This is a genomic window from Marinobacter sp. (genome assembly GCF_965229985.1).
GTDB lineage: Bacteria > Pseudomonadota > Gammaproteobacteria > Pseudomonadales > Oleiphilaceae > Marinobacter.
Genome location: NZ_OZ245935.1, coordinates 3,536,547 through 3,561,676, shown reverse-complemented (window position 1 = coordinate 3,561,676; position 25,130 = coordinate 3,536,547). Strand labels below are relative to the sequence as shown.

Here is a 25,130-nt window from a genome sequence, read left to right as displayed (position 1 = left end):
GAGTTTATGACCGGCTTTCTGATATCGCTCACAGCTGCAACCAATAAATGGTCAGTGGATCGAATTATTCTGCTGACCATACTCGCGGCAGCTTGTCAGTTCTTCCTGATTATTTGGGCGCTCTCCGTTTCAAGCGAAAGCGGCGTAGCTCTGATCAGCTACTTGCTGGCTCCTGTTGTGGTGGCCGCGGCCATTCTGGGGATGGCGTCCGGCGTTGCGACCAGCATCGTTACTTTCGGCATCCTGCACCACCTGAGGACGAGCAACGAGCATCTATTTGCGGACATCGTCTACCTTTTCTGGCTGATCGTTATCGCTATCGTTATCGGGCTCTTTCGGAGAATGGTGCACACCCTCGCATCTCAAGACTCTGATACTGTCCAGGGGTCGAGCGAACAGAATGTTCAGCTGCAAACATCGCCAAACGAGGATGGATATGACGTCGACCCGGACCGAAAGAAATACCTCATCAAGTTTGAAAACGCTGAGAGTCTCCTGGAAATAACCAGCAAAGAAACTGTGGCCCAGTTGCTTGAGGATTTCTTCCGGCATGTAAGCCAAAGGGTAGAGGGCCCGAAAGAACTGGATTCGGTATCGGACGAAGATTTCATTTTTTCAGTCTTGTCCAAAAAGTACTCCGCAAAGGAAATAAAGGAACTTCTGGAGGGCTTTAATCGCTCAGATATCTCGGACCTGTTGTTGGATGCAGATATCAGGCAGCTTCACCCCGGCTCCCGATCCGCACGGGAGAAGCAGGCCAGAGCATCCAATTCAAAAAGTTCAACGACTGAAACTCGGCAGTCTTCGAAATCTGACGATGCTGGCGTCACCATCAATGACGTCGGAAAGGCACTGAAGAATCAGGAGCTGTTTCTCGAATACCAGCCACGCCTCGATACCATGTCCGGGCGTTTCACCGGTATGGAAGCCCTGGTCCGCTGGAATCGCGGCGGGAAAACGCTGTATCCCAGATCATTCCTGGCTTTCATTGAAAACACCCGCTTGTCACTCCCGTTTAATAAATGGGTGATCGACCAGGTCATTCAGCTTATGGAGAGCCGAATCGACAAGGGCAAAAATGTCGCAGTATCAATCAATCTGAGCAAAAGAGAGCTGTTTTCAGAGGAGATGCTTGCGCACCTGCGCCAAAGGCTCTCTTCCAGCCGAATCAGGGCATCCAGACTTGGGATAGAAATCGACGAATCGGCATTCAAGCGTGCTCTGGCGACTTCTCCCGAGACTCTTGCAGCCATCCGGAAACTCGGCGTTGAAATTGTCATCGATGGCTACGGCTCTCAGCATTTCAATCTCTTTAACCCTGCGGGTGTGGATTTCTTCGATGCCATCAAGGTTGATGCAGGTTTGCTTTCCTGGAAGGCCCGCGAAGCACACGATCAGGATCAATTGAGAATAATCAAAGCACGCCTTGGCGAAGTAGACGTGCGCGTTATTCTGAAAAATATTGAAAGAAAGGATCAGCTCAAATTAGTCAAAAAAGTCGGGAGCGATGAAGTGCAGGGCTACCTGATTGCCCGACCGTTCCAAGAGGACGCTGTTCCCTGGGACCGCTTTGTCTGAACCTCGATGTTTTTTACATTCGCAAGCGCTGGAATCGCCATCTAAGGTTTAGTGAATGAATAGCACAAGCAGTAACTACAGCTCAGAGTTATCGACGCTATCTCCGGTATCCTATGAAAGAGTGCATGGGCTCAGGTTGATTGCCGTTGGATGTCTTTTGGCAGTTGCCACAACGCTCGTCTACATCACTGGGGGCACATCCTATGCCTACCCATATTTAACACTCCTGCCCGTCCTCCTATCTGCTTCGTGGTTTGGTCTGTTGGGCGCAGTGGTCTGTGCAATTGCCGGGGGAGTGCTCATAGGACCGTGGATGCCCCTGAATGTCAGTGAAGGCGCTTTTCAGAGCACAGAGAACTGGCTGGCACGGATCGCGTTTTTTGTCCTCATCGGTGTGTTTTCGGCAGCACTGTTTCAAAGGCTCCGCCAAGCAAATCAGCGGCATTTTAAAGCGCTCGAAATCGACCAGAAAACCGGGCTCTACTCTCAAGCGGCGCTGATGCGCGACCTAGAGCTTTTGAAACGTGCGCCAAGCGATTCTTCGCGAGCAATCCTGCTCATCCGAATGCAGGATCTTTGGGAAATACTTCAGTCGTTAGGCGCTGATACGGCAGACCATGTAGTGAAAGAAGTGGCGGAACGAATCAGCGAAAATCTAGATACCCCCCACCAAGTCTATCGGTTCAGCAAGTCTGAACTCGCACTTCTGTTTTCAGCTCAGTCGCAAGCGGATATCGATTCCGTTTTCGAAGTCTCACGAAGAATTGGCGAAGACGAAACGGTGGTGAATGGCATTGCCCTGCGAATTCAAATAGCCGCGGGCGGGTATCTTTTCAATTCCAATGATGCCAAGAGTAAAACGATCATAAACCGGGCAAGAACCGGCCTCTCGGTAGCCATGGAAAACAACGCGCCCTATCGACTTTATGACCCGTCATTTGATCAAAAGACAGCCGAGCGAGTTCAACTCATCGCCAAGGTCCGCGATGGCCTCGCAAACCAGGAATTCGAACTCTTCCATCAACCGAAAATATGTTTGCGGACAGGAAGGCACGTAGGATCGGAAGCCTTGTTGCGTTGGTTTGATAGAGATGGCAACCGAGTCATGCCTGGACTGTTTATGCCGAAGGTTGAAGCCACAACGTTAATCGATCCGGTGACTCGGTTTGTTGTTTCTCAAGCGTGCCGACGCATTCATTCAGAACAACTGATGCCAGTGAGTGTTAACTTTGCTGTGAAAAACCTCATGGACTCAACGTTCATCAATGATCTAGGCAAGACAGTGTCATCCCTCGGTTGCAGTCCGGAGTCATTGGAAATCGAAATTACAGAGAGCGCACTCATTCAAGACCCAAGCCACGCAAGAATTGCGGTGGCGAGTTTGCGGGATCAAGGTTTCAAAGTCAGCCTGGATGATTTCGGCACGGGGTACTCATCTTTCCAATATCTGACGCAATTACCACTCACCGGTCTAAAAATCGACCGCGCCTTTGTCACCGATCTGGAACATAGCGAAGATGCCCGAACGATTATGGAGTCTATGATTTCCATGGCTCATGCTCTGAAGCTGGAAGTGACTGTCGAGGGTATAGAAACACAGGAGCAGCATCGGATCGTAACTAGGTTGGGAGCGGATCTGGGACAAGGGTTTTACTATGCTAAACCGGTTCCGCTATCCGAATATCTGGCGTTTATCACTGACTAGGCGAAGCCCCGAACAACGCGCACAAAGCGTTGTGAGTCCTTCCTAGCCAGCAGGCATCAGCGGTCAGCGATTACAATCAGGCCGGCTCAAACCGCTCCTGCAACCACGCCTTGATCTCATCGGATTCGTAAAGCCAACGCTCACTGCCATCCTCTTGCTGAATCTTCAGGCAGGGCACTTTGATTCGGCCGCCGCCGGCTTCCAGCGCCGCACGATGTTCCGGATCATGCTGGGCATCGCGGGTTTCAATGTTCAGGCCAAGCCGGGCGATTTCCTTTCTTACTTTGATACAGAACGGGCAGGCTTTGAACTGGTAAAGGGCGAGATCCTTGCTGGCCTCGTCGGCGCGGGCCTGCTCGTCAGCAGAGCGGGTAACGCTTTCGGGGGTGCTGAGTTTTTCACTGAGCAGCATGAAAGGCGTCAGTACCAGGCGCAGGGTGCGGAAAAAATAGCGAATAATAACTCTCATGAGTAAGACTCAAACTCCGGGTTTCTTGGTAGAAGGTGACCTGAAAGATGTCAGCCTTCAGGATTGATTTGCGTACTTGATAGCGGTGTACGAGGATATCATTTCAACAGATGAAGTGTTCAGAGTAACGGGTGCAGAACCCGCATTGATGGAGAACCCGATGTCTGAGTCCGGCACAAAGTCACTTCGCAAACCCCTGCGATTCTGGGGCTGGGGCTATGCGAATGAGGATCTGCACCCCGAAGAACACGCCATGATCGAGACCGTTACGAAAATGTTCGTGCCGGAAGGCGTGGTGGAGATTGAACCACCCAAGGTTGAAGACTTTGACCTCCCGGCATCCCGGTTGCCCGCCATTCCCGAGCATCTCTCAGACATCATCTCCACAACGCCCTACGATCGCCTGGTGCATAGCTACGGAAAATCCTACGCCGATATGGCCAGAATGCTCATGCGGGAAGTGCCCAACCCGCCCGATGCCGTTGCCTTTCCCAGGACGGAAGACGATATCCAGCAGCTGTTCCGCTATGCGTCCGAAAACAACATTGCACTCATTCCGTTTGGTGGCGGCACCAGTGTCTGTGGCGGCGTGGAGCCGGATGTTGGCGACACCTACCAGGCAACGATCAGTGTCGACATGGAGAACCTGAGCCAGATTCTGGAGATTGATTCTGTCAGTCGTCGCGCACGCATTCAGGCCGGCATCAAAGGTCCGGATCTTGAGCGGCAACTGAAGCAATGTGGTTTAACGCTGCGCCATTACCCGCAGAGTTTTCCATTCGTGAGTCTGGGCGGCATGCTGGCAACCCGCGCTGGCGGCCATTTTGCGACCGTATACACGCACATAGAAGACATGGTGGAAGCAACCCGGCTGGTCACGCCAAAAGGCATCATCGAGACCCGCGCTTTGCCCGGCTCGGGCGCGGGACCCTCGGCAGACCGCATGATCTGTGGCTCAGAAGGTACGCTGGGGATCATTACCGAAGCCACGATGCGGTTACAGCATCGCCCCAAATGGCGGGCCACTGCATCCGTGGGTTTTGATCACTTCATGAACGGTGTCGATGCTGTCAGACAGATTGCGCAATCGGGTTTATTCCCGTCGAATTGCCGTCTACTGGATGAGGCCGAAGTGGTGATCAACAGGATCGCTGACAAACCCTGCGCCATTCTGGTTCTTGGTTTCGAATCCGCAGACCATCCGCAAAACCAGAAAATCGAGCGGGCCGTCGCCATTGCCGAAGAACATGGCGGTGTTCTGCAAAAAGATGGCATTAGCTATAACCCGGATCATGCAGAAAAAGGGTCCAGCGAAGCCGAATCCTGGAGAAATGCCTTCATTCGAATGCCTTACTGGCGCAATCGATTAACCGCCATGGGCATGATTGCCGACACCTTCGAAACCGCAATCACCTGGGACAAGTTCCCGAGCCTTTACAGAGCGGTAAAATCAGCCATGGAGTCCGCGCTTCGCGAGATCACACAACGGCCATTTTCATTTTCCTGCCGCTTTACCCACGTCTACCCGGACGGGCCGGCACCCTATTTCACGTTTTATTGCGTGGGCGACACGACCGGCGATCTGGGCAAGGCCCTGGAAAAGTGGAAACAGCTCAAGCGCATCTCTATAGAAGTGCTGGCTGAGCAGGGTGCGACCGTTACCCACCACCACGCGGTCGGCCGGGATCACCGTTATGGCTATGAACAGCAGACGTCACCGCTGTTTCGTCAAACTCTGGCGGCGGGCAAACACTTCCTGGATCCACAGGGTATTCTTAATCCCGGAGCCCTGATCGACCCGCAGGATAAAAGCGTTGGCATTCGGGGTGTGTTATCCGATTCGGACAATGGTCTCAGTCCTGATGGGCACCGCTAACCCTCCCCCGCACCCAGGCTGCCCGGAAAGTCTCCGAAGCAACCCCAGCCAAGACCCCGAAAAACGGATCAGCCCAGAAGGTGACAAGCGCCGTTATGCCAATCACAGGCCAGCAGGAAGGCTTGGCAGTCCAGAGGCGCCTGGTCAGGCCAAGCTCGACAGCCGCCACCATTAGCAGGGCACCGAGGCCGGCGGCAGGAACGGCGGCGATGAACGACAGGCCGCCGGGCACGAATGCGATCAGGAGCAAACCGGTGCCCAACAGAACCGGAGCCAGGCCAGTCCTGGCGCCGAAGCGGTAATGAGCCGCCACACCGCCCGCGCCGTGGCACATGGGCAGCGCACCGAACGGCACCAGGAAGAGGTTGGCGAGGCCGGTTGTCACCGACAGACGTGCTGGCGAGACGCGACGCGACTGCTCGCCGAAGTAGTCACCAATCACCAGGGTGGTCAGGACGATGGCGTTGGTAATGGTCAGCGCCAGTTGCGGCAATACCAGTACCGAAAAACCCTGCTGCCACTCATCCATCGTTGGCAACTCAGGCATAGAGAAGATTGCAGGGCCAGCATCGGGTAGGGGCAGCCCTGGCGCGCCAATCAGAACGCCCAGGGCCATGGCCACGGCAAGGCCCAACAATGCCGCCGGCCAGCTCGGGAAAAGTTTCAGGGTAACCACCAGCACCGCCAGCGTGACAACGCCCAACGGCAGGGACGTAGCCATCAGCCCCAGGCTCATGCCGGCCAAGAGCAAACCAAGCCCGAGTTGCAGCCCGCTTAACACGGAGCCCGGCACCAGGCGTGCCGCCCGGTTGATCCATCCGGTTGAACCCAGAAGCAAGAGAATGGCACCGATCAGAACGCCACTGGCAATAAGGCTCTGGGCACTGACCTGGGTGGTAAGCAGGAGCGCGGCCACCGCTTTCATGGGCTGCACAGGTACCGGCAGACGGTAATACAGCCCGGTCGCAATATAGAAGACGGCAAAACCCAGCAGCACCGGCACCGGAGCAAGTCCGGCCACGCCAATGGCCCCGAGACCCAGCGGCAACAGCGTACCGATATCCCCCAGCGCGCCACTGACCTCATGGCTGAGTTTTTTCCCGATAGAACCCTTGATCCCGGTTGAACCCATGCGGGCTCCTGCCTGAAAGGTCTGCTTATTGTTGTCGTTCAAGCGTTATAAATAACTTTACCAAGCTCACTTATATCATACCCCCCCAACGCCTGTGCACGCTGAATAAAACGTTCGCAACGGGCGAACTCCAGCAAACGCTGCATGGCAGGCTCGAAGTAGTGGCGCCTGCGCATGGCCAGGTCAAAGTGCTCCTGCTGCAAGGGGATGAATGCCAGGCCCTGGCGCCGGGCAGCCGCTTCAATACCCACTCCCACATCCGCCTCCCCCTGACGAATGGCCAGGGCCAGATCGTCCTCACTGAGCGAGGGATGCGCGGCCCAGGTAAGCTGACTGGCCTCTATACGATGGCGGGCAAGCAAACCCTGCAGCAGATGACTGACGCCGGCATCGGGCTGGCGGTGGGCGAGACGTAGGCCAGGTCGGGCGATATCCTCAAGCCGCGTCAGTCCGTGAGGGTTGCCTGTCGCCAGTAGGAGTCCCTGCTGGCGCTTTGCCCAGCGAATCAGCACCAGGTCTCTCATGCCGATCAAACCCAGGGTGTCCGGGTCGTTGTAACGCTCACTCTCCGCGTGCCAGATATGCATGCCAGCGACCATCGCGCGCCCGTCGACCAGGCGCTGAACCCCATCGCCGCTACCCTGGCACAAGGTAGCAAGCTCGGCATTGCTCTCCTTGACCGCCCAATCCAGCAGGGGATCCTGACTGCCCACCAGCACCTGCGGGGTTGGAGCACTAATCGCGTCGTCACCTTCCAGGTGGTTCATCAACCACAAATCAATACGCTGACGTGGGAACAATAGCTTTCCCGTTACCCTTACGCAGGGGATAACACCCTGGCTGACCAGATCGTAGACCTTTCGTTCTTTCAGGCGCAGATACTCAGCAGCCTCGGCCGTGGTGAGGTAAGCAGGAAGGGGCATGAGCATCTCCGGATGGGTCAGGCAAAGCACCAGACTGTTTTTGACTGCATTATTTTCAGAAGGCTGTGCAAAGCGTAGTCAAAAACGCCACGATGCTCAACATTAAGGAGACGCAGCTGTGGAAGAAAATGCGTTTTACGTGGCGCTGTCGCTACTGGTGAACCTCGACGCTTCGCTGTACCAGATTGTGGTGCTTTCACTGCAGGTCTCGCTATTGGCGGTCGTGATAGCGGCGATCTTGGGGTTCCCCCTGGGTGCGGCAGTGGCGTTATGGCAATTCCCCGGGCGCGGCGGCGTGATTGTTGCGCTTAATGCCTTGATGGGACTGCCTCCGGTTGTGGCCGGGCTCGGCGTTTACCTGCTGCTATCGCGGGCCGGACCTCTTGGTGAACTGGGACTTCTGTTTACGCCCAGCGCCATGGTGGTTGCGCAGGTGATACTGGTATTGCCCATTCTCGCCGCGCTCTCGCGGCAGAAAGTGGAGGAGTTACTGGGCGAGTACCGGGAGCAGTTCGTCTCACTGGGCATGTCCAGGGCGCGCATGATGCCCACCCTGTTGTGGGACGCCCGCTTTGCCTTGCTGACCGTTCTGCTCGCAGGGTTCGGCCGGGCCAGCGCAGAGGTGGGCGCCGTCATGATGGTAGGCGGCAATATTGACGGCGTAACCCGGGTCATGACCACCGCCATTGTGCTGGAGACAAGCAAGGGGGCCCTGCCCCTGGCGTTGGGCCTGGGCATTGTCCTCCTGACGCTTGTCATGGTGATCAATGCCACAGCCTACATCTTGAGTGAAACGGCTAAAAGGCGCATGGGATGACTTCTTTGAACGTGCCCGTTAACGATCCGCTTGAGCTCAGTGCACCGCCGTCGCTGCATTTTGAGAGCGTCGAATTCAACCCTTTCGGCCACCGGCTCTTTGGCCCCTGCTCATTTACACTTGACGGCCCAGGCCCCACGCTTGTTATGGGGCCCAATGGCGCGGGCAAGAGTCTGATGCTGCGCCTGGCACATGGCCTGCTCGCAGAAACTGCAGGGACTGTGAGCTGGTCAGGCCGCGGAGCGCCCCGGCAGGCCATGGTTTTCCAGACACCGGTTCTCTTGCGCCGCTCCGCGCTGGCCAACCTCACGCACGCGCTGGCAGTCAATAATATCCCACGCAAACTCCGCACACAGCTGGCCCGGGAAGCCCTGGCGCGATTCGGTCTGGCTGCCAGTGCCGATACGCCCGCCCGGGTGCTATCGGGTGGCGAGAAACAGCGCCTGGCACTGGCCCGGGCCTGGGCCCTCTCACCCGCGGTACTGTTTCTGGATGAGCCCACCTCCGCACTGGATCCGGCCGCCATAAAAGAAGTGGAAGCCGCCGTTCAGGAATTCCACGAAAGGGGCACCCGCATCGTAATGACAACCCACGATGTGCATCAGGCCCGGCGCCTTGCTGGGGATGTGCTGTTTCTCGCCGGTGGCAAAGTGCAGGAGCACACGCCTGCGGACATCTTTTTTAGCGCCCCTGTCTCGCGCCAGGCCCAAGCCTTCATTAGCGGTGAACTCGTCATCTGATCCACCACCACAGAAACTACCGAAGCGTCGCTTCATTGATGAATGAGATACGGAAAGGAGAAAACAAGATGAAAAAAACCCTGAATCTGGTTCTGGCAGCGGTCACCACCATGGGTCTGACGTTCAGTGCCCATGCCGAAGACTACATTACGCTGGCCTCAACGACGTCAACCGAGAACTCCGGCCTGTTCGACTCAATCCTGCCAAAATTTGAGGATGCCACTGGCATCGAAGTGCGCGTTGTCGCCGTTGGTACCGGCCAGGCGTTTGAAATCGCCCGCCGTGGTGATGCTGATAGCCTTCTGGTACACGACACCACCGGCGAAAAACGTTTTGTCGAAAACGGCTACGCTACCGAGCGCGCCGATGTCATGTACAACGATTTTGTTTTAATTGGTCCTGCCGATGATCCAGCCAACATAAGTGAAGCTAAAACTGCTGCGGAAGCGCTCTCGGCCATTGGCGAGTCAGAGGCGCCGTTTGCCTCTCGTGGCGACGACAGTGGCACCAACCGCGCCGAGCTGCGCCTGTGGGAAAGCGCTGGTGTTGAGCCGGGCGGAAGCTGGTATCGGGAACTGGGCAGCGGCATGGGCCCAACCCTCAACACCGCCGCCGCCATGGATGCCTACGTAATGTCAGACCGCGCCACCTGGGTGGCCTTCGAAAACCGCCAGAACCTGAAACTACTCTTCGAAGGCGACAAGGTGCTGTTCAACCAGTACGGCAGCCTGCTGCTTTCCGAAGAGAAGCACCCGCACCTGAAGCACGAAATGGCTGCGAAATGGCACAACTGGCTGCTCTCGGAAGATGGCCAACAGGCGATTGCCGACTTCAAGGTGGATGGGCAGCAGCTGTTCTTCCCCAACGCGCAGTAGGCTTGGAGGGCTAAGAGTTACTGACCCCGCCCTTCTATACTCTGACCAGACTCAACCCCGGCATCGCCGGGGTTTTTTATTGGCTGACAGCAGCTGTTTTTCCCGAATGCCAAATAGGCTAATCTCTGGCAATCTCCGTAGATATTCCATCCCGCGGCATTCATGAAACGGCTATAACAAAAATGACGATTGATCCCATACTTCCCGATCCCAAGGATCCCCGGCTTTCACGGCCGGTAGAGGGTGTTGACGAAAACGGCGAGGCAAAATCGATCAGCGTGATCGAGGAACGCCCCCTGACCATTTACCTGAACAGCCAGGAGATCGTCACGGCCATGACCATTGGCGATCACCCGGAGTATCTGGCCCTCGGCTTCCTGCTAAACCAGGGCATGCTGAAAGAGAGCGACCAGGTCACGGGGATCGATTTCGACGAGGAGCTTGAGGTCGCGGTGGTGCGCACGGCGGGCGTTACCGATGTAGAGGACAAGCTGGAAAAGAAAACCCGCACCTCCGGCTGCGCCGTGGGCACGGTCTTCGGCGACATGATGGCGGGCCTGGAAGGGCTGTCTCTGCCAGACACCCCGGTACACACCAGCAGCTTTTACGACCTTTCCTACCAGATCAACCACACTCCAAGCCTGTACATGGAAACCGGCGCCATTCATGGCACCGCGCTTTGCCAGGGCCAGACAATCCTGGCGTACATGGAGGATGTTGGAAGGCACAATGCGGTCGATAAAATTGCCGGCTGGATGCACCTGAACAACATTTCTGCGGCCGACAAGGTCCTGTACACGACCGGACGACTGACCTCGGAAATGGTGATCAAGACATCACTCATGGGCATTCCCACACTGATCAGCCGTTCCGGCTTTACTGCCTGGGGCGTCGATATTGCCCGGCAAGTCGGATTGACCCTGATCGGCCGGATGCGAGGCAAGAAATTCACCTGTCTGAGCGGCCAACACCGACTGGTGTTCGATCAGGACTTGTCGCAGGTACCCGATGAAGACAAAAAACTGCGTCGCAAAGGCGCTCAACATGATTGACGGAGGCACTGCGTGACCCAATGTGCAGTCATCCTGGCGGGCGGCCAGGCAAACCGCATGGGCGGCGGCGACAAGGGCCGGCTCATGCTCGGCGACCAGTCACTGATCCAGCGGGTGATTGAGCGGATCACGCCTCAGGTCGACGCCGTGGTTTTGAACGCCAACGGCGATTTGAGCCGGTTTGACGACCTGGGTTTGCCCATAGTGGCCGATTCCATCGAGGGCTTTCCGGGACCGCTGGCGGGCGTTCTCGCGGGTATGGACTGGGCCGCCGAACAGGGTCATGACTGGCTGATCAGTGTCGCTGCCGACACTCCATCCTTCCCCAGGGATCTGGCTGTCAGGCTGGCTGAACATGACACCCCGGTGGTGCTGGCGGCCACACCGGACCCCGAACGGGGCCGACTACCCCAACCAACCTTCGGTCGCTGGCAGGTCGCTTTACGGCATGAGTTGCGCGCTGCTTTGAACGATGGGGTACGCAAGATCCGCCAGTGGACGCAGGCCCAGGGCGAAACCCTGGTGATTTTCGACGAAGGCGATTTTTTCAATATCAATACGCCAGACGATCTGGCCTGGGCGGAGCAGCACCTGAAGTGAACGTTATCGGCATCGTAGGTTGGAAAAACTCCGGAAAGACCACACTGGCCGCGGCTCTGATTCGCGAGCTCTCCAGCCGGGGGTTAACGGTCAACTCGATCAAGCACGCCCATCACATGGTGGATGTGGATCAACCCGGAACAGACAGCTACAAGCATCGTGATGCCGGCGCCCGGGAAGTCATCCTGGCTGGCGGTCAGCGCTTCGCGATCATGCATGAACTCCGGGGAGCAGCGGAACCGACGCTGGATGATTTGCTGGCGCGGCTGAGCCCCTGCGATTGGGTGGTGGTGGAAGGATTCAAGACCCACACCCACGCCAAGATCGAGGTGCACCGGCGAGAGGGTTCCCGGTCACCGCTGTTCACCGAGGACCCCAGCATTGTTGCCGTGGCGTCGGACTACGCTGCCGAGTTCTCGGGCCCCGTTTTCGATATAAACGATATCCCCGCCATCGCTGATTTTATTCTCAACCGCCAGCAACCCTGAACAGCATCACCAGGAGCCAAAGATCCATGAAACCGCTTCGCAACGACTGCTTTGCCCTGCCCCCCGGCGTCAACTGGACCCCGGTTGAAGAGGCCCTTGAGCGTTTGCGTTCACGGTTGCACCCCGTGGTGGAGATTGAGCGCGCCGTTCCACTCTCCCAGGTAAACGGCCGCATCCTGGCAAATGATGTCCATGCGCCCCGGGCTCATCCCCCAAGCAACAATTCCGCCGTCGACGGCTATGCCCTGGCCGGACCGGTAACAGACGTGCCTTGCACCCTACCACTGGTCGATGGCCGCAGTGCCGCCGGTGAGCCGTACAAGGGGCAGGTGCCCGAAGGCCACGCGATCCGGATTCTGACCGGAGCGGTCATTCCAGCCGGCACGGATACCGTGGTGCTGGAGGAAGACTGCGAAGTCAGGAATGGCCAGCTGCATCTGAACGGCACGCTGAAAGCAGGCGCCAATGCCCGCAAAGCCGGTGAAGACATAAAGGTACAGGACAAGATCCTCACAGCCGGAACCCGCCTGAGCCCGACCCAATTTTCCGTGCTTGCCAGCGTGGGCGTGGAATCCGTCGACGTCTATCAACGATTGCGAGTTGGTGTGCTGTCCACTGGTGATGAGGTAAAACCGGTCGGCGCAACGGTTACCGACTGGCAGATCTACGACGCCAACCGGCCGATGCTCAGCGCCCTGATCTCGCAACTGGGCTACGAGCTCGTCGATCTCGGCCATGTGCTGGACCGGGCCGAAGAGGTGAAAGCGGCGCTTGAGCGGGGCGCGGAACACTGCGACCTGATCCTGACCAGCGGCGGTGTATCTGCCGGCGACGAAGATCACGTATCGAAAACCCTGAAAGCCCACGGCAACATCAGCAACTGGCGCATTGCCATCAAGCCGGGCCGGCCTCTTGCCCTCGCCATGTTCCAGGGGACGCCGGTAGTCGGCCTGCCGGGCAACCCCGTGGCCGCCTGGGTTTGCGCTCTTCGATTTGGCACCCCGGCCATGGCATTACTGGCGGGCGGAGAATGGTTCGAGCCACAGGCTTATGTGATGCCGGCCAACTTTTCGAAGAACAAAAAGCCCGGACGCAGTGAGATGCTGCGGGCACGAGTCCGGGATGGTCAGGTTGAGGTATTCGGTTCCGAAGGCTCCGGCCGGGTGACCGGTCTGGCCTGGTCCGAGGGACTGGTGGAACTGGATGAGAGCGCCCGACAGATAGAGCCGGGCACCCCAGTGCGGTTTATTCCCTACGGCAGCTTCGGGCTGTAATCAGTCAACGCTGCCGTGTACCGCAAAGGCTTCCAGTGAAGCATCCTGAGGGCCCCGGGAACGGTAGGTTTCCTCGACACCCAGCTCGGTCAGGGTGCGGCTGACCATCAGCAGGGTGTTGTCCTCGAAGTCTTCACACATGCTGCGCATCTGGTCGATTTCTTCACAGGCAACCGGATAGGCCGCATCGATATCGGGCGCGCCGTAATGGTCAACAAACGTCTGCGCGAGGGTACGGCGCACATGCTCGAGTTCCGGTTCGGTGATGTTGCATACCCCCACGAAGCTGGCGCGCCCGCCTGATTCAATGCTGTACCAGCCGTTACTGAATGCCTGGCGGGCTTTGCCTTTCAAGTCTGCCTCGGTCCAGTTAGAGAACTCGAAGCCACCGGATATGGCCCACTCACCGCTGGGTGCAGGCTTTTCAAATACGTTTTCGTCCGATATGTCCAGTTGCAGGGTTCGGGCCAGCTTCATACGTGCTCCGCGAATTCGATCAAACTCAGTGTCTCGGTCATGACATCCTGACGCAACAGCATCCGGCCTTTTTCATCCAGACCAACAAAAATGCCGGGCCGGGGCCGTTCGATTGTCTTGCCCAGGGTGTCGCATCTCGGCCGCCATTCGTTGTGCACCCGTTCGAAACCACTGTCCATAAAGTAGGTCAGCCACAGCAGCGTGTGCTTGGACCAGCTTTCCAATAGGGCCATGGGCGTGATTTCAACGCAGCCTTCCTCGTACAGACAGGTTTCGTTTGGATTTTCTCCCGGCTCGTCGGTCATCGGGATAAAGGGCACATCAACGCCAATGACCAACCAGTTGGGATAGGCCTTGGGGTCAGAAACATCCGCGGCGAAACGGACACTGCCGCACAGCGCACCGTTGACCTTGATTCGGTCGGGCCATACAAAGTGTACGGGGACTTCAGGCGGGGCCAGAGCACCAAGGCTCTCGGCCAGACCTATCTGGGCAACATAGACCGCCTGAATGGCCTCTTCCAGGGGTGTTTCCGGCGCCAGCACCAGGGCCGCACGCAGGCTGTCGCCTTGCTCGGAGTAGAACACCGTGCCGGAATCGACACCCGCAATTGCCCTGCTCACAGCCTTGTCAAAAGGGTCGGTGTGCCTGGGCACCACCTCCCCGGTCAGTAACGGTGGGAACTGGGGTGACTCGATCATTGGATAGCCCGGGCGTAGACGTCAGAGGCAACAATTTCATCGGCGATGCGCTGGAAAGCCTGCGCCTGGGGACTATCCGGTTTGGATACCACAATCGGGACGCCGCCATCCGATCCCACCCGGATATCGAGATCCAACGGAATCTCTCCCAGGAAGGGCGAACCGAGTTTCTCGGCTTCTGCCCGCGCGCCACCGTGTCCGAACGGATGGTGCTCTTTGCCGCAGCCATCACAGATAAACGAGGCCATGTTTTCGATCAACCCGAACAGCGGCACATCCATCCGTTTGAACATATCAATGCCCTTGCGGGCATCCATCAGGGCAATGTCCTGAGGCGTCGAGACGATCACCGCGCCCGCAACGAAGAACTTCTGACTCAGGGTCATCTGGACATCGCCTGTGCCTGGCGGCAGATCCACCAGCAGTACATCCAGCCTTCCCCATTCCACCTGGTTCATCATCTGTTGCAGCGCGCCCATCAGCATCGGCCCGCGCCAGACAATGGCTTCGTCATCCGGGGCCATCAGGCCCAGGGACATCAGCGTTACGCCGTGGTTTCTCAGCGGCAGGATGGTGCTGCCATCCGGGCTGGACGGCCGGCCGGAAACCCCCAGCATGCGGGGCTGGCTCGGGCCATAGACGTCGGCATCCAATAGGCCGACCTTGAGACCTTTCGAGGCCAGGGCAACGGCCAGGTTGGACGACACAGTGGACTTGCCAACGCCACCCTTGCCCGAGGCGATGGCGATGATCCGATCAACGCCCCTGGGGTTCTTGTCCTGAGGCCGCGGAGCGTCAGTTCCAATCAGATTCGGCTTTTTTCCTACTTCGGTGTACTCAACCATGGTGTGTCCTGTTGTTTTTAGCTGTCCAGATAATCATCACTGGTGCGGACGCGGGGGCGTTCACCGCCCGCCAGGGGTGCGGTATCCCCGTGGAACTGGGCTTTAACCCGACAGTCGTCACACATCTTGATCAGCTGCACGTTATCAGAGTTCTTGTACATCCAGTGCTGATTTTCCAGTTTCTCGACGATCCGGTTAATGGTGCTGGCAACGCCAAACGGGGTGCCACACTTGATGCATTCGAACGGCTCTTCTCCATGCAATGCCCGGGCACTGAGCGCCGCCTTGGACACATCGAGCTGGGGCTTCAGGTTGATGGCGGTCTCAGGGCAGGTACTCTCGCAGATGCCACACTGGACACAGGCGTTTTCCGTGAACTGGACCTCCGGGCGATCCGGATGGTCACCAAGCGCACCCGTCGGGCATAGTGATACACAGGCAAGGCAGAGCGTGCATTTATCGGGATCAATTTCGATGGCACCGTAAGGCGCGCCGACGGGCAGCGGAATCGGCTCTTCGATCTTCTCCGACATAGCAGCCACCGTCACCCGGGTGATATCCCGGCGGCCACCAACCAGCAAGACCGGATCACTCACTCGACCGGCATTGTCGCCGGCATCGCAAAGCTCGATGGCTGAGATGACCCGCACCCGACTCGGTGAGTTGTGGGTACCTTTGAGCATGGCCTGGGCCAGCTCAACTTCCGCAGTCACCGCACGGCGATCCAGCTCGTTGTCCGCAAGGATCAGTACCTCGGCGTAGCCGGCGCCGAACGCCGCCATGATTTCCGCGTGGCCGATCCGGTCTACATGCTCAAGCCCCATCGGGATCAGATCATCGGCAAGGCCATTATCGTACCGGGCCAGATTGGCAATGGCTTCGTTACCCGCACCCAGGGTATGGAACACCAGCCGCGGAGATTCGTGGGTGTGCTCGCGATAGACCTTGGCCATCACTTCCACGACCTTGGTCACCGCCTCGAATGGCGTCTCATTCATGGTCACCGCAGAGGTGGGACAGACGGCGGCGCAGGAGCCACAGCCGGCGCAAATGTCCGAATCAATCTGAATATGGTCGCCAAAGGAAAAAATGGCTTCCGTCGGGCAGACATCCAGGCAGCGGGTACACCCGGGTTTGTTCGCCCGGGAGTGCGCACAAAGGGACTCTTCCAGCCGGAAATACACAGTTTTCTCGAACTCACCCACCATTTCCCGGGCCGTTAGGGCAATCCGCTCCAGCTCCCCGGATTTTTCCGGGTCGGCCCAGAAGTAGCCGTTGCGCTTCTCGTGGCTGGGAAACGCCGGGGCGCCGCCACGAAGATCGATAAATACATCGCACTCACTGCGGGCGGTGGGCTTGGCTGCTTCATAACCCAGTTCACCGCGCCCAGCCGGATGCAGGGGTTGCAGGTGGGCAAACTCCAGCTTGAAGTTGCCGAGTGCGCCATAGGCGCCCGTCAGCTGGCCTTTGGCCACGTCGTAAGCGGCAGATGGCAGCTGGATGGGGCCGGCATCGTTAACAATGCAGGTAACACCCAGCTCGTCCTGCACCAGCTCGGCCATCCGGATCGCTTTCTCGGTGGGACCGACAATGCAGCACACGCCGCTGGACTGAATGGTTTTTGCCGGGGCCATTGGCGCCGGCAGTTGGGCCGCGGCGATCAGAGCCGCCTGCTTCGCATGCAGGCGCTCGGGCTTTGCATCGGGCGCACCCCAACCGGCGCGATCCCGGATATCAATGGTATGCAATGGCGCGGAATGCTGGATCTCAGCGTAAACGTCCTCGGCGAGCCGCTCGAACAAGGCCGCCTGCTGGCCACAGGCAATAAGCACGTCGTTACTGGCGCCCAAATGCTCGGCGGCAATGCTCATTTCGCTGCCGCACAGCTGATCTACTGCGATCACCTGCTCTGCGCCAGCCGCTTTCTGAAGCGCCTCGGGATTGAAAGACTGTGATTTGTCACAGCTACATAACAGTAGGGTCTTGTATGCCGTCATCAGGAGTTTGACTCTTTCGTTGTTTTTATACGTATACGTTTCCGTATCGCTTTTCGAGCATGCCACAGGCATTATCTTTTGGACAATTGGATAATCATTTGTGCCCTGCTAGTTTTACGCTATAACAAAAAAAGAGAAGCACCATGAGTAGTCGTACAGAACAGTGGAAACGCGAATTGAGGGTCGGCGCTGTCGTTCGCCGTTCTCCGGGCGTCACTCGCTGGGTAAAAGAAATCTGGAAGCCCGTTGCCGTTATACCGGGTGCACCTGATGCATTCTGGAAAGAACTGGTTCGCGAGGAAAACGTCGTCGATTACCACGCGGGCACCGTTACGATGGAGCTTTTCCGGGCCGATGTCGAAGGCTACCTGGTCTCGCTGAACATGGCCGTTCCATCCATCTGGATCATCATGGACAGAGATGTAACGAGCCAGTCTCCCTCCGGATGGGTCCTCAGCACCATCACTGCCAGCGCCCATGAGGCACTGGACGCCCTTGATAGCGGCGAAAGCATTGTCGAGGCGGTTCCCATTCCCGAGTCGATGGCGGCCTGGATCAAAGAGTTTATCGACATGCACTACATCGAGGAGCCGTTCAAGAAACGCCGCCGAGACGAGGTTCGTGTTGATGGCGCCGAGGATGCCAAGGGCGACCCTCGCATTCGCCAGGAAAGCGACGTTTACCGTGCTCCTGCGAACATCAAAAAGCCGAGAATTCAGTAATGGCCGAATCAAGACTCCAGCGCTGGGCGCGCAAAAAAGCCGAAGCCGGTAAGCGGTCAGAACCATCCCCACCGCCGGTTGTCGAGTCCGAACCGAGCCCGGAAGAGCAAGAGCTCGCAATCAACGAGCAACTACCTGAACAGGAGTTGCTCGAGAAATACAGTCTTCCGGATCCCGAAGCCATCGAACTGGGCACGGACATCACCGGCTTCATGCGGAAGGAAATCCCGGAGTTCCTCCGCCGGAAGGCCCTCAGGGGCCTGTGGAAATCCAACCCGGTGCTTGCGGTTCTCGATGGCCTCAATGATTACGACGAGGACTACACCCTGGCCTCGACAGCCGGCCAGGCAGTGACAACTTTGTACAAGGTTGGAGAGGGACTCGTCGACAAAGCCAAAAAGGCCGCTGACGTTGTGGAAGACCAATCAGGCAAGCAGGCGATCTCTTCGTTGGCAGATCCTGACTCGAAAACTGTTGAGGAACCGGAGCCCGAGGACAGCCCTGAGCTGGAGAACAGCCCTGAGCTGGAGAACGGCCCCGAGCTGGCGGAGAAGGCGACACCGACGGAACCTCCCGAGCAACAGCTTGCACAAGAAGAAACCAGCCAGTTGGAAGAGGAACCGGAACCTCGGTTCCGTCCTCGAATGCGTTTTGACTATTAGCAGAATGCATTACTGCTATTAGCAAATTAAAGGCCGGTCGGGCCACTATTCTGAGTTATGTACTAGACTAGTGTGACAGACCGCAAATAATAATTAGAAGGAAGATGAGTTGAGTAATACTGCGGAAATCCCGTGCCCGCGTTCGGTCTCCGAAGAGGATCGTGCCCGGGCCCAGATCTATCAGTTGCTGGGCGTCCTGCTCGCAGACCCTCCCTCCAGTGAACTGTTACAGGGGTTGGCGTCGCTACAGGGCGACGAGACGCCTCTGGGTACGGCCTGCAAAAATTTGGCCGCCCTTGCCGAACGTACCAACCCCTACGATGCCGAGCGAGAGTTCAACAACCTTTTTGTTGGCCTCGGCCGAGGCGAGCTGCTTCCCTACGCCAGCTATTACTTAACCGGTTTTCTGAATGAGAAACCTCTGGCGGAGCTCCGAACCGACCTCAGGTCCCGGGGTATCAAAGCCCGTAGTGACGTAAAAGAGCCCGAAGACCATATCGGCACCTTGTGCGAAGTCATGGCGGGCATCATCACCGGAGAGTTTCCCTGCGACAGCGGATTGCAATCGCAGAAAGCGTTTTTTGATGCCCACCTTGCCAAGTGGGCAGCACTGTTTTTTACCGACTTGGAAGAAGCGCAAAGCGCGGTTTTTTACGCGCCAGTCGGCTCGCTTGGGCGAGCCTTCATGGCGGTAGAAGCCGATGCCTTTGCAATTCAGTAACCGGGATCTGAAGGTCCCATAACCCAGGGGGAGGTGTCCAATGGACAACCCGAAGCGTGAAAACAGCCGTCGCCGTTTCCTGCAAATGGCCGCAGCCGCAGCTCCAGCTGCCGTTGCCATGACGGTTGCACCGAACGCCGCAGCCGAGGTCGTCAGACAAGACGCACCGAAAAGCCGCGGTTTACGGGATACCGAACATACACGTAAGTATTTCGAATCGGCTCGCTTTTAACGGGGATTTGAGTTGATCGAGGTTGCGAAAGGCCCTTGAGAGACTCAGCCATCCGGAAAAACGAGAATAATAAAAGAGAGAGGTATACGACATGTTAAGGAAGAAGACCAACGGGGTAGCGAAAGGCCCCCGTGCAGGCTCTTTGCTTTCTTCTCTCGCTGCCAAGACTCTGGACCGTCGTCAATTCCTGACAACGTCTGGCGTGGCAGTGGGTGGTCTGGCGGCACTGTCGCTGACATCGGGACGGGTTGAAGCTGCGGCTCCGGAAACCGGTGGCGGAGAAGTGGTTGTCAAGAAATCCGTCTGTACGCACTGTTCGGTCGGCTGCACAGTAGAAGCCGAAGTTCAGAATGGCGTGTGGACGGGCCAGGAACCTGGCTGGGACAGCCCCTTCAATTTGGGGGCTCACTGCGCCAAAGGCGCATCCGTTCGGGAGCATGCCCACGGCGAGCGTCGTCTCAAGTCGCCCATGAAAATGGTCAACGGCCAGTGGCAGAAGATTTCCTGGGATACCGCCATCAACGAAATCGGCGACAAGATGCTCGAGATCCGCGAGCAAAGCGGTCCCGATTCGGTCTACTGGCTGGGCAGCGCAAAGTTCAACAACGAGCAGGCCTACCTGTTCCGTAAGTTTGCGGCCTACTGGGGCACCAACAACGTGGACCACCAGGCCCGTATCTGCCACTCCACGACCGTGGCCGGCGTAGCCAACACCTGGGGCTACGGCGCAATGACCAACTCCTACAACGACATCCACAAATCCAAGGCGATCTTCATCATCGGGGGCAACCCCGCCGAAGCTCACCCGGTCTCGTTGCTGCATGTACTGAAGGCCAAGGAAGAAAATAACGCGCCACTGATCGTCTGCGACCCGCGTTTCACCCGTACAGCGGCACATGCCGACGAGTTTGTGCGTTTCCGCCCGGGCTCCGACGTTGCTCTGGTGTGGGGCATTCTCTGGCATATCTTCGAAAACGGCTGGGAAGACAAAGAATTCATCCGTACCCGTGTGTACGGCATGGAAGACATTCGTGAAGAAGTGAAGCGCTGGAACCCCGAAGAAGTTGAACGTGTAACCGGCGCACCGGGCGCACAACTTGAGCGTGTGGCCCGTACTCTGGCCAACAACCGGCCCGGCACGGTTATCTGGTGTATGGGTGGTACCCAGCACACCAACGGTAACAACAACACCCGCGCCTACTGCGTACTCCAGCTGGCCCTTGGAAACATGGGCGTAGCCGGCGGTGGCACCAACATCTTCCGGGGCCACGACAACGTTCAGGGCGCTACCGACCTTGGTGTGCTCGCCGATACCCTGCCCGGCTACTACGGTCTGGCCGCTGGCTCCTGGGCTCACTGGGCACGGGTCTGGGAAGAAGATCTCGACTGGCTGAAAGGCCGCTTTGCGGTATGGGACAAGGATGGAAAGTCCCGGGCAATGATGAACGAGAAAGGTATTCCGGTATCCCGCTGGATTGACGGTGTTCTGGAAGCCAAGGAAAACCTGGAGCAGCCGGACAACACCCGGGCCATGGTGCTGTGGGGCCACGCGCCCAACTCCCAGACTCGGATGACGGAAATGAAGGAAGCCATGGAGAAGCTCGACCTGCTGGTTGTAGTGGATCCGTTCCCGACCGTTTCTGCCGTTCTCCACGATCGCAAGGAAGGCGCCTACCTCCTGCCCACCACCACGCAGTTCGAGACCCATGGTTCGGTAACAGCGTCGAACCGTTCTCTGCAGTGGCGTGAAAAGGTTGTAGAGCCTCTGTTCGACTCCAAGGTCGATCACGAAATCATGAAACTGTTTGCGGACAAGTTCGGTTTCACCGATCGCATGTTCCGCAACATCGCCATTGATGGCAATGAGCCGTCGATTGAGGACATTACCCGCGAGTTCAACCGTGGTATGTGGACCATTGGCTATACCGGCCAATCCCCGGAGCGCCTCAAGAAGCACATGAAGTATCAGCACCACTTCGACAAGACCACCCTGCGGGCGGTTGGCGGACCTTGTGATGGTGACTTCTACGGTATGCCGTGGCCTTGCTGGGGCACTCCGGAGATGAACCACCCGGGTACAGCCAACCTGTACGACATGTCGTTGCCTGTCTCCGAAGGCGGCCTGACGTTCCGGGCCCGCTTTGGTGTTGAACACAACGGCCAGAATATCCTGGCAGACGGTGTTTACTCCAAGAACTCGGAAATCAAGGACGGCTACCCTGAGTTCACCATGCAGATGCTGATGGACCTGGGCTGGGATGGCGATCTGACGGCGGAAGAGCGAGCCAGCATTGAAGCAGTGGCCGGCCCGGCAACAAACTGGAAGACAGACCTGTCCGGTGGTATCCAGCGCGTGGCCATCAAGCATGAGTGTGCACCGTTTGGTAACGCCAAGGCCCGCGCCATTGTCTGGAACTTCCCGGATCCGGTACCGCTGCATCGTGAACCGTTGTACACGAACCGTCGTGATCTCGTGGCAGACTACCCGACCTATGAAGACAAGACCTTCTGGCGGGTACCGACCCTGTACGAGTCAATCCAGAAGAACGACTTCAGCAAGGAGTTCCCGATCATTCTCACCTCCGGCCGTCTGGTCGAGTACGAGGGTGGCGGTGACGAAACTCGCTCAAACCCCTGGCTGGCAGAACTGCAGCAGGATATGTTCATCGAGATCAACCCTCGCGACGCCAACAACCTGAATGTCCGGGACGGAAATGACGTCTGGGTATCCGGTCCGGAGGGCGCAAAGATCAAGGTCAAGGCCATGGTCACCGAGCGTGTCGGAGAGGGCGTGGCGTTCATGCCGTTCCACTTCGGCGGTCATTACCAGGGCAAGGACCTGCGGGACAAATACCCGAAGGGCGCTGACCCCATCGTTCTCGGTGAATCCACCAACACTGTTCAAACATACGGGTACGACTCGGTCACGCAGATGCAAGAGACCAAAGCCACCCTGTGTTCGATCATGCCGGCATAACAAGAGGTGTAGACCATGGCACTTGAAGGACAAGCAAGAGCAAAATTCCTTTGCGACGCCGAGCGCTGCATCGAATGTAATGCGTGCGTAACGGCCTGTAAAAACGAGCACGAGGTCCCCTGGGGAATCAACCGTCGCCGAGTGGTAACCATTGAAGATGGCAAGCCAGGAGAGCGTTCGATTTCGGTAGCCTGCATGCACTGTTCAGACGCGCCCTGTATGGCCGTCTGCCCGGTGGATTGCTTCTACCAGACCGAAGACGGTGTTGTGCTGCATTCCAAAGATCTGTGCATTGGCTGCGGCTATTGCTTCTACGCCTGCCCGTTCGGCGCACCACAGTTCCCGCAAGCGGGCAACTTTGGCAGCCGGGGCAAGATGGACAAATGCACCTTCTGTGCAGGTGGTCCTGAAGAAGACAATTCCACAGTTGAGTTCTCCAAGTACGGTCGTAACCGTATCGCCGAGGGCAAACTGCCGATCTGTGCGGAAATGTGCTCAACCAAAGCCCTGTTGGCCGGTGACGGCAACGAGGTAGCGGACATCTATCGTCAGCGTGTTGTGAACCGTGGTTTCGGTTCCGGCGCCTGGGGATGGGGCACAGCCTACGAGAAGAAGGGTGCATAAACTGGCCTGACTCATACGGGGCCCTTCGGGGCCCCGACGTCGGTCAAGGCAACAATTTCTTCTTGTTGATTCCGTTGGAGTGCTCTAATGAAAACAAAACTTTTTAGTGCCGCCATGCTCGTGCTGGCGACGCTGCTCTTCAATCCTGTCTGGGCACAAGAATCCCCGACGGTTGATCGCACAGCGACCGGGGGAGCCCAAACCCTCGAAGACATAATGCGCCGCCAGAAACAGCTGGAGACGGACGATTCCTTCCGGTCTGAAAACCTGGGCAATCCCGCAGACGCGGCACCGATTACAGACCAACTGGGTACCAGGGGCGGGGTTTCCGACTCTGACAACTGGCGCGCAATCCGCTACAACGAGATTGAACCCACGACGCAAGTGAGGGGACCAGCGGCTGACGTCCTTATTCAGGATGGCGGCATGCCCTGGTGGAAGCTCCGGGAAGGCCCGATGATTACCTACGGCGGCGGTGCCCTGCTCGCAATCATTGGCCTGCTCGTGGTGTTCTACTTCGTTCGCGGAAGGATCATGATCGATGGCGGTCCTGCTGGTACCACCATTGAGCGCTTCAAGGCCGTTGAACGTTTCGGACATTGGCTGTTGGCGGGATCGTTCATAGCACTCGGCATTACGGGGCTATTAACCCTGATGGGGCGGAGCTTCCTGATTCCTGTGATCGGGCATGATGCGTTTGCCACACTGGCCACCGGCTCCAAATGGCTGCATAACAATGTCGCCTGGGCCTTCATGCTGGGCCTGGTTATGACCTTCGTAATGTGGGTTGCCCACAACATTCCCAACAAACTGGACTGGCAGTGGATCAAAGCCGGCGGCGGTATCTTTACCAAGGGCCACCCCTCTGCCAAGAAGTTCAACGCTGGCCAGAAGATCATTTTCTGGACGGTGATGATTCTGGGCGTCTCGGTTTCCCTGTCCGGGCTATCGCTGCTGTTCCCCTTCCAGATGCCGATGTTTGCCGACACCTTCGGGGTCATCAACAGCATCCTGGGAACCAGCTTCCCGACGGACCTGGCGCCCCATGAAGAGATGCAATACGCCAACATCTGGCACTCGATTGTGGCGTTTGTGATGATGCTGGCCATCATTGCCCACATCTATATCGGCTCGGTTGGTATGGAAGGTGCCTTCGACGCCATGGGCAACGGTCAGGTGGATCTTGAGTGGGCCCGCCAGCACCACGATCTTTGGGTCGCTGAAGTCGAGGCTAAACAGGGCAAAGGAGAGTCGTCATCGTGAAAGTCATGATTTCCGCATTTGTCGCAGCTCTGGTTATTGCCTTTGCGGCACCGGTGGTTCTGAACCAGTTCGGCTGGTCTTCAGCGCAGCAAACCAGCACTGAGAGTGTGCGCCTTGACTGATAAGTCCGAGGTATACCAGATCGACGCCGTCGGTCTGGTATGCCCTCTTCCGATTCTACGCTTCAAAAAACGGACCAGAGACCTGCCCAGCGGAACACAGGTCGACTTTCTTGCGGATGACCCCACCGGCCGCCAGGATCTTCAGTCCCTGTGTGAAATAACGGGGCACCGTATTGAATGGATGCGGGAAGAAGAGGCGGGCGTTACCCGCTATCGTATCTGCCTGGCCTAGTTCGGAAATACCGGCAGATTCCGACC

At 57.6% G+C, this 25,130-nt stretch carries 26 protein-coding genes; 19 read left to right on the top strand and 7 right to left on the bottom strand.

What is annotated here, in order from left to right; all coding sequences use genetic code 11:
• Nucleotides 1–6: 6 nt before the first annotated feature.
• Both ACO06L_RS16225 and ACO06L_RS16220 read left to right on the top strand, forming a co-directional pair.
• Nucleotides 7–1,578, top strand: coding sequence for an EAL domain-containing protein (locus tag ACO06L_RS16225; protein ID WP_202346519.1), 1,572 nt, complete (start codon nucleotides 7–9; stop codon nucleotides 1,576–1,578).
• Nucleotides 1,579–1,633: 55 nt separating this feature from the next.
• Nucleotides 1,634–3,283: a putative bifunctional diguanylate cyclase/phosphodiesterase gene (locus ACO06L_RS16220; RefSeq protein ID WP_202346518.1), complete on the top strand. Its 1,650-nt coding sequence runs from the start codon at nucleotides 1,634–1,636 to the stop codon at nucleotides 3,281–3,283.
• Nucleotides 3,284–3,359: 76 nt separating this feature from the next.
• Here ACO06L_RS16220 and ACO06L_RS16215 read toward each other — a convergent pair whose 3' ends face one another.
• Nucleotides 3,360–3,752, bottom strand: a complete 393-nt coding sequence (locus tag ACO06L_RS16215; protein WP_202346517.1) for a glutaredoxin family protein — start codon at nucleotides 3,750–3,752, stop codon at nucleotides 3,360–3,362.
• 160 nt (nucleotides 3,753–3,912) lie between these two features.
• Between ACO06L_RS16215 and ACO06L_RS16210 the strand changes: the two genes are divergently transcribed.
• Entirely contained in the window at nucleotides 3,913–5,628 is a 1,716-nt protein-coding gene (locus tag ACO06L_RS16210; protein WP_227715703.1) for an FAD-binding oxidoreductase, read from the top strand.
• Here ACO06L_RS16210 and ACO06L_RS16205 read toward each other — a convergent pair.
• Both ACO06L_RS16205 and ACO06L_RS16200 read right to left on the bottom strand, forming a co-directional pair.
• The gene (locus ACO06L_RS16205) at nucleotides 5,606–6,760 is read right to left on the bottom strand and encodes a putative sulfate/molybdate transporter (protein ID WP_202346516.1); all 1,155 of its coding nucleotides are present in this window, start codon (nucleotides 6,758–6,760) and stop codon (nucleotides 5,606–5,608) included. The genes ACO06L_RS16210 and ACO06L_RS16205 overlap by 23 nt on opposite strands.
• 38 nt (nucleotides 6,761–6,798) lie before the next feature.
• Nucleotides 6,799–7,683, bottom strand: a complete 885-nt coding sequence (locus ACO06L_RS16200; protein WP_202346515.1) for a helix-turn-helix transcriptional regulator — start codon at nucleotides 7,681–7,683, stop codon at nucleotides 6,799–6,801.
• 118 nt (nucleotides 7,684–7,801) lie between these two features.
• Here ACO06L_RS16200 and ACO06L_RS16195 point away from each other — a divergent pair, with 118 nt between their 5' ends.
• The 7 genes from ACO06L_RS16195 to ACO06L_RS16165 all read left to right on the top strand — a co-directional run bounded on the left by ACO06L_RS16195 (nucleotide 7,802) and on the right by ACO06L_RS16165 (nucleotide 13,529).
• Nucleotides 7,802–8,500 carry an ABC transporter permease gene (locus ACO06L_RS16195; protein WP_064229089.1) on the top strand — a complete coding sequence of 233 codons (699 nt, stop codon included), beginning with the start codon at nucleotides 7,802–7,804 and terminating at the stop codon, nucleotides 8,498–8,500.
• Nucleotides 8,497–9,240 carry an ATP-binding cassette domain-containing protein gene (locus tag ACO06L_RS16190; protein ID WP_202346514.1) on the top strand — a complete coding sequence of 248 codons (744 nt, stop codon included), beginning with the start codon at nucleotides 8,497–8,499 and terminating at the stop codon, nucleotides 9,238–9,240. The genes ACO06L_RS16195 and ACO06L_RS16190 overlap by 4 nt, the downstream gene beginning before the upstream one ends.
• Nucleotides 9,241–9,308: 68 nt before the next feature.
• Nucleotides 9,309–10,115 carry an extracellular solute-binding protein gene (locus ACO06L_RS16185; protein ID WP_202346513.1) on the top strand — a complete coding sequence of 269 codons (807 nt, stop codon included), beginning with the start codon at nucleotides 9,309–9,311 and terminating at the stop codon, nucleotides 10,113–10,115.
• Nucleotides 10,116–10,297: 182 nt separating this feature from the next.
• On the top strand, nucleotides 10,298–11,167 hold the full coding sequence (locus ACO06L_RS16180) for a formate dehydrogenase accessory sulfurtransferase FdhD (RefSeq protein WP_202346512.1): 870 nt from the start codon (nucleotides 10,298–10,300) through the stop codon (nucleotides 11,165–11,167).
• 12 nt (nucleotides 11,168–11,179) lie between these two features.
• A complete protein-coding gene (mobA, locus tag ACO06L_RS16175) occupies nucleotides 11,180–11,767 on the top strand; it encodes a molybdenum cofactor guanylyltransferase MobA (RefSeq protein WP_202346511.1) in 588 nt (195 codons plus the stop codon).
• Entirely contained in the window at nucleotides 11,764–12,255 is a 492-nt protein-coding gene (gene mobB, locus ACO06L_RS16170) for a molybdopterin-guanine dinucleotide biosynthesis protein B (protein ID WP_064229094.1), read from the top strand. The genes mobA and mobB overlap by 4 nt, the downstream gene beginning before the upstream one ends.
• Before the next feature lie 26 nt (nucleotides 12,256–12,281).
• Nucleotides 12,282–13,529, top strand: a complete 1,248-nt coding sequence (locus ACO06L_RS16165) for a molybdopterin-binding protein (protein ID WP_202346510.1) — start codon at nucleotides 12,282–12,284, stop codon at nucleotides 13,527–13,529.
• Here ACO06L_RS16165 and ACO06L_RS16160 read toward each other — a convergent pair whose 3' ends face one another.
• Genes ACO06L_RS16160 through ACO06L_RS16145 form a run of 4 tightly spaced genes read right to left on the bottom strand, consistent with a single transcriptional unit; the run spans nucleotide 13,530 to nucleotide 17,549 of the window.
• Complete coding sequence (locus tag ACO06L_RS16160) at nucleotides 13,530–14,006, bottom strand: DUF6505 family protein (protein WP_064229096.1); 477 nt, start codon at nucleotides 14,004–14,006, stop codon at nucleotides 13,530–13,532.
• Nucleotides 14,003–14,707, bottom strand: coding sequence for a biotin/lipoate--protein ligase family protein (locus tag ACO06L_RS16155; RefSeq protein ID WP_064229097.1), 705 nt, complete (start codon nucleotides 14,705–14,707; stop codon nucleotides 14,003–14,005). Before ACO06L_RS16155 ends, ACO06L_RS16160 begins: the two co-directional genes overlap by 4 nt.
• Nucleotides 14,704–15,552 carry an Mrp/NBP35 family ATP-binding protein gene (locus ACO06L_RS16150; protein WP_082905141.1) on the bottom strand — a complete coding sequence of 283 codons (849 nt, stop codon included), beginning with the start codon at nucleotides 15,550–15,552 and terminating at the stop codon, nucleotides 14,704–14,706. The genes ACO06L_RS16155 and ACO06L_RS16150 overlap by 4 nt, the downstream gene beginning before the upstream one ends.
• A gap of 17 nt (nucleotides 15,553–15,569) precedes the next feature.
• Nucleotides 15,570–17,549: a 4Fe-4S binding protein gene (locus tag ACO06L_RS16145; protein ID WP_202346509.1), complete on the bottom strand. Its 1,980-nt coding sequence runs from the start codon at nucleotides 17,547–17,549 to the stop codon at nucleotides 15,570–15,572.
• Between the two features lie 143 nt (nucleotides 17,550–17,692).
• Here ACO06L_RS16145 and ACO06L_RS16140 point away from each other — a divergent pair, with 143 nt between their 5' ends.
• From ACO06L_RS16140 to ACO06L_RS16100, 9 genes are all read left to right on the top strand, one after another.
• Nucleotides 17,693–18,271 carry a DUF3305 domain-containing protein gene (locus tag ACO06L_RS16140; protein ID WP_064229099.1) on the top strand — a complete coding sequence of 193 codons (579 nt, stop codon included), beginning with the start codon at nucleotides 17,693–17,695 and terminating at the stop codon, nucleotides 18,269–18,271.
• Nucleotides 18,271–18,933 carry a DUF3306 domain-containing protein gene (locus ACO06L_RS16135; RefSeq protein ID WP_202346508.1) on the top strand — a complete coding sequence of 221 codons (663 nt, stop codon included), beginning with the start codon at nucleotides 18,271–18,273 and terminating at the stop codon, nucleotides 18,931–18,933. Before ACO06L_RS16140 ends, ACO06L_RS16135 begins: the two co-directional genes overlap by 1 nt.
• 109 nt (nucleotides 18,934–19,042) lie before the next feature.
• A complete protein-coding gene (locus tag ACO06L_RS16130) occupies nucleotides 19,043–19,654 on the top strand; it encodes a TorD/DmsD family molecular chaperone (RefSeq protein WP_202346507.1) in 612 nt (203 codons plus the stop codon).
• 40 nt (nucleotides 19,655–19,694) lie between these two features.
• Nucleotides 19,695–19,886 (top strand): twin-arginine translocation signal domain-containing protein, encoded by a 192-nt coding sequence (locus tag ACO06L_RS16125; RefSeq protein ID WP_008177284.1) that lies wholly within the window; start codon nucleotides 19,695–19,697, stop codon nucleotides 19,884–19,886.
• 91 nt (nucleotides 19,887–19,977) lie between these two features.
• On the top strand, nucleotides 19,978–22,863 hold the full coding sequence (locus tag ACO06L_RS16120) for a formate dehydrogenase subunit alpha (protein WP_064229102.1): 2,886 nt from the start codon (nucleotides 19,978–19,980) through the stop codon (nucleotides 22,861–22,863).
• 15 nt (nucleotides 22,864–22,878) lie between these two features.
• Nucleotides 22,879–23,487 carry a formate dehydrogenase FDH3 subunit beta gene (gene fdh3B, locus ACO06L_RS16115; RefSeq protein WP_064229103.1) on the top strand — a complete coding sequence of 203 codons (609 nt, stop codon included), beginning with the start codon at nucleotides 22,879–22,881 and terminating at the stop codon, nucleotides 23,485–23,487.
• Between the two features lie 87 nt (nucleotides 23,488–23,574).
• Nucleotides 23,575–24,750: a formate dehydrogenase subunit gamma gene (locus ACO06L_RS16110; protein WP_064229104.1), complete on the top strand. Its 1,176-nt coding sequence runs from the start codon at nucleotides 23,575–23,577 to the stop codon at nucleotides 24,748–24,750.
• Nucleotides 24,747–24,872 carry a hypothetical protein gene (locus tag ACO06L_RS16105; RefSeq protein ID WP_264753899.1) on the top strand — a complete coding sequence of 42 codons (126 nt, stop codon included), beginning with the start codon at nucleotides 24,747–24,749 and terminating at the stop codon, nucleotides 24,870–24,872. The genes ACO06L_RS16110 and ACO06L_RS16105 overlap by 4 nt, the downstream gene beginning before the upstream one ends.
• Complete coding sequence (locus ACO06L_RS16100; RefSeq protein WP_202346506.1) at nucleotides 24,865–25,104, top strand: sulfurtransferase TusA family protein; 240 nt, start codon at nucleotides 24,865–24,867, stop codon at nucleotides 25,102–25,104. The genes ACO06L_RS16105 and ACO06L_RS16100 overlap by 8 nt, the downstream gene beginning before the upstream one ends.
• Nucleotides 25,105–25,130 lie beyond the last annotated feature (26 nt).

Coding starts and splice junctions, on each gene's coding strand:
- ACO06L_RS16225 (WP_202346519.1), top strand. CDS start 7: ATGACCGGCTTTCTGATATCGCTCACAGCTGCAACCAATAAATGGTCA.
- ACO06L_RS16220 (WP_202346518.1), top strand. CDS start 1,634: ATGAATAGCACAAGCAGTAACTACAGCTCAGAGTTATCGACGCTATCT.
- ACO06L_RS16215 (WP_202346517.1), bottom strand. CDS start 3,752: ATGAGAGTTATTATTCGCTATTTTTTCCGCACCCTGCGCCTGGTACTG.
- ACO06L_RS16210 (WP_227715703.1), top strand. CDS start 3,913: ATGTCTGAGTCCGGCACAAAGTCACTTCGCAAACCCCTGCGATTCTGG.
- ACO06L_RS16205 (WP_202346516.1), bottom strand. CDS start 6,760: ATGGGTTCAACCGGGATCAAGGGTTCTATCGGGAAAAAACTCAGCCAT.
- ACO06L_RS16200 (WP_202346515.1), bottom strand. CDS start 7,683: ATGCCCCTTCCTGCTTACCTCACCACGGCCGAGGCTGCTGAGTATCTG.
- ACO06L_RS16190 (WP_202346514.1), top strand. CDS start 8,497: ATGACTTCTTTGAACGTGCCCGTTAACGATCCGCTTGAGCTCAGTGCA.
- ACO06L_RS16185 (WP_202346513.1), top strand. CDS start 9,309: ATGAAAAAAACCCTGAATCTGGTTCTGGCAGCGGTCACCACCATGGGT.
- ACO06L_RS16180 (WP_202346512.1), top strand. CDS start 10,298: ATGACGATTGATCCCATACTTCCCGATCCCAAGGATCCCCGGCTTTCA.
- ACO06L_RS16165 (WP_202346510.1), top strand. CDS start 12,282: ATGAAACCGCTTCGCAACGACTGCTTTGCCCTGCCCCCCGGCGTCAAC.
- ACO06L_RS16160 (WP_064229096.1), bottom strand. CDS start 14,006: ATGAAGCTGGCCCGAACCCTGCAACTGGACATATCGGACGAAAACGTA.
- ACO06L_RS16155 (WP_064229097.1), bottom strand. CDS start 14,707: ATGATCGAGTCACCCCAGTTCCCACCGTTACTGACCGGGGAGGTGGTG.
- ACO06L_RS16150 (WP_082905141.1), bottom strand. CDS start 15,552: ATGGTTGAGTACACCGAAGTAGGAAAAAAGCCGAATCTGATTGGAACT.
- ACO06L_RS16145 (WP_202346509.1), bottom strand. CDS start 17,549: ATGACGGCATACAAGACCCTACTGTTATGTAGCTGTGACAAATCACAG.
- ACO06L_RS16140 (WP_064229099.1), top strand. CDS start 17,693: ATGAGTAGTCGTACAGAACAGTGGAAACGCGAATTGAGGGTCGGCGCT.
- ACO06L_RS16135 (WP_202346508.1), top strand. CDS start 18,271: ATGGCCGAATCAAGACTCCAGCGCTGGGCGCGCAAAAAAGCCGAAGCC.
- ACO06L_RS16125 (WP_008177284.1), top strand. CDS start 19,695: ATGGACAACCCGAAGCGTGAAAACAGCCGTCGCCGTTTCCTGCAAATG.
- ACO06L_RS16120 (WP_064229102.1), top strand. CDS start 19,978: ATGTTAAGGAAGAAGACCAACGGGGTAGCGAAAGGCCCCCGTGCAGGC.
- fdh3B (WP_064229103.1), top strand. CDS start 22,879: ATGGCACTTGAAGGACAAGCAAGAGCAAAATTCCTTTGCGACGCCGAG.
- ACO06L_RS16110 (WP_064229104.1), top strand. CDS start 23,575: ATGAAAACAAAACTTTTTAGTGCCGCCATGCTCGTGCTGGCGACGCTG.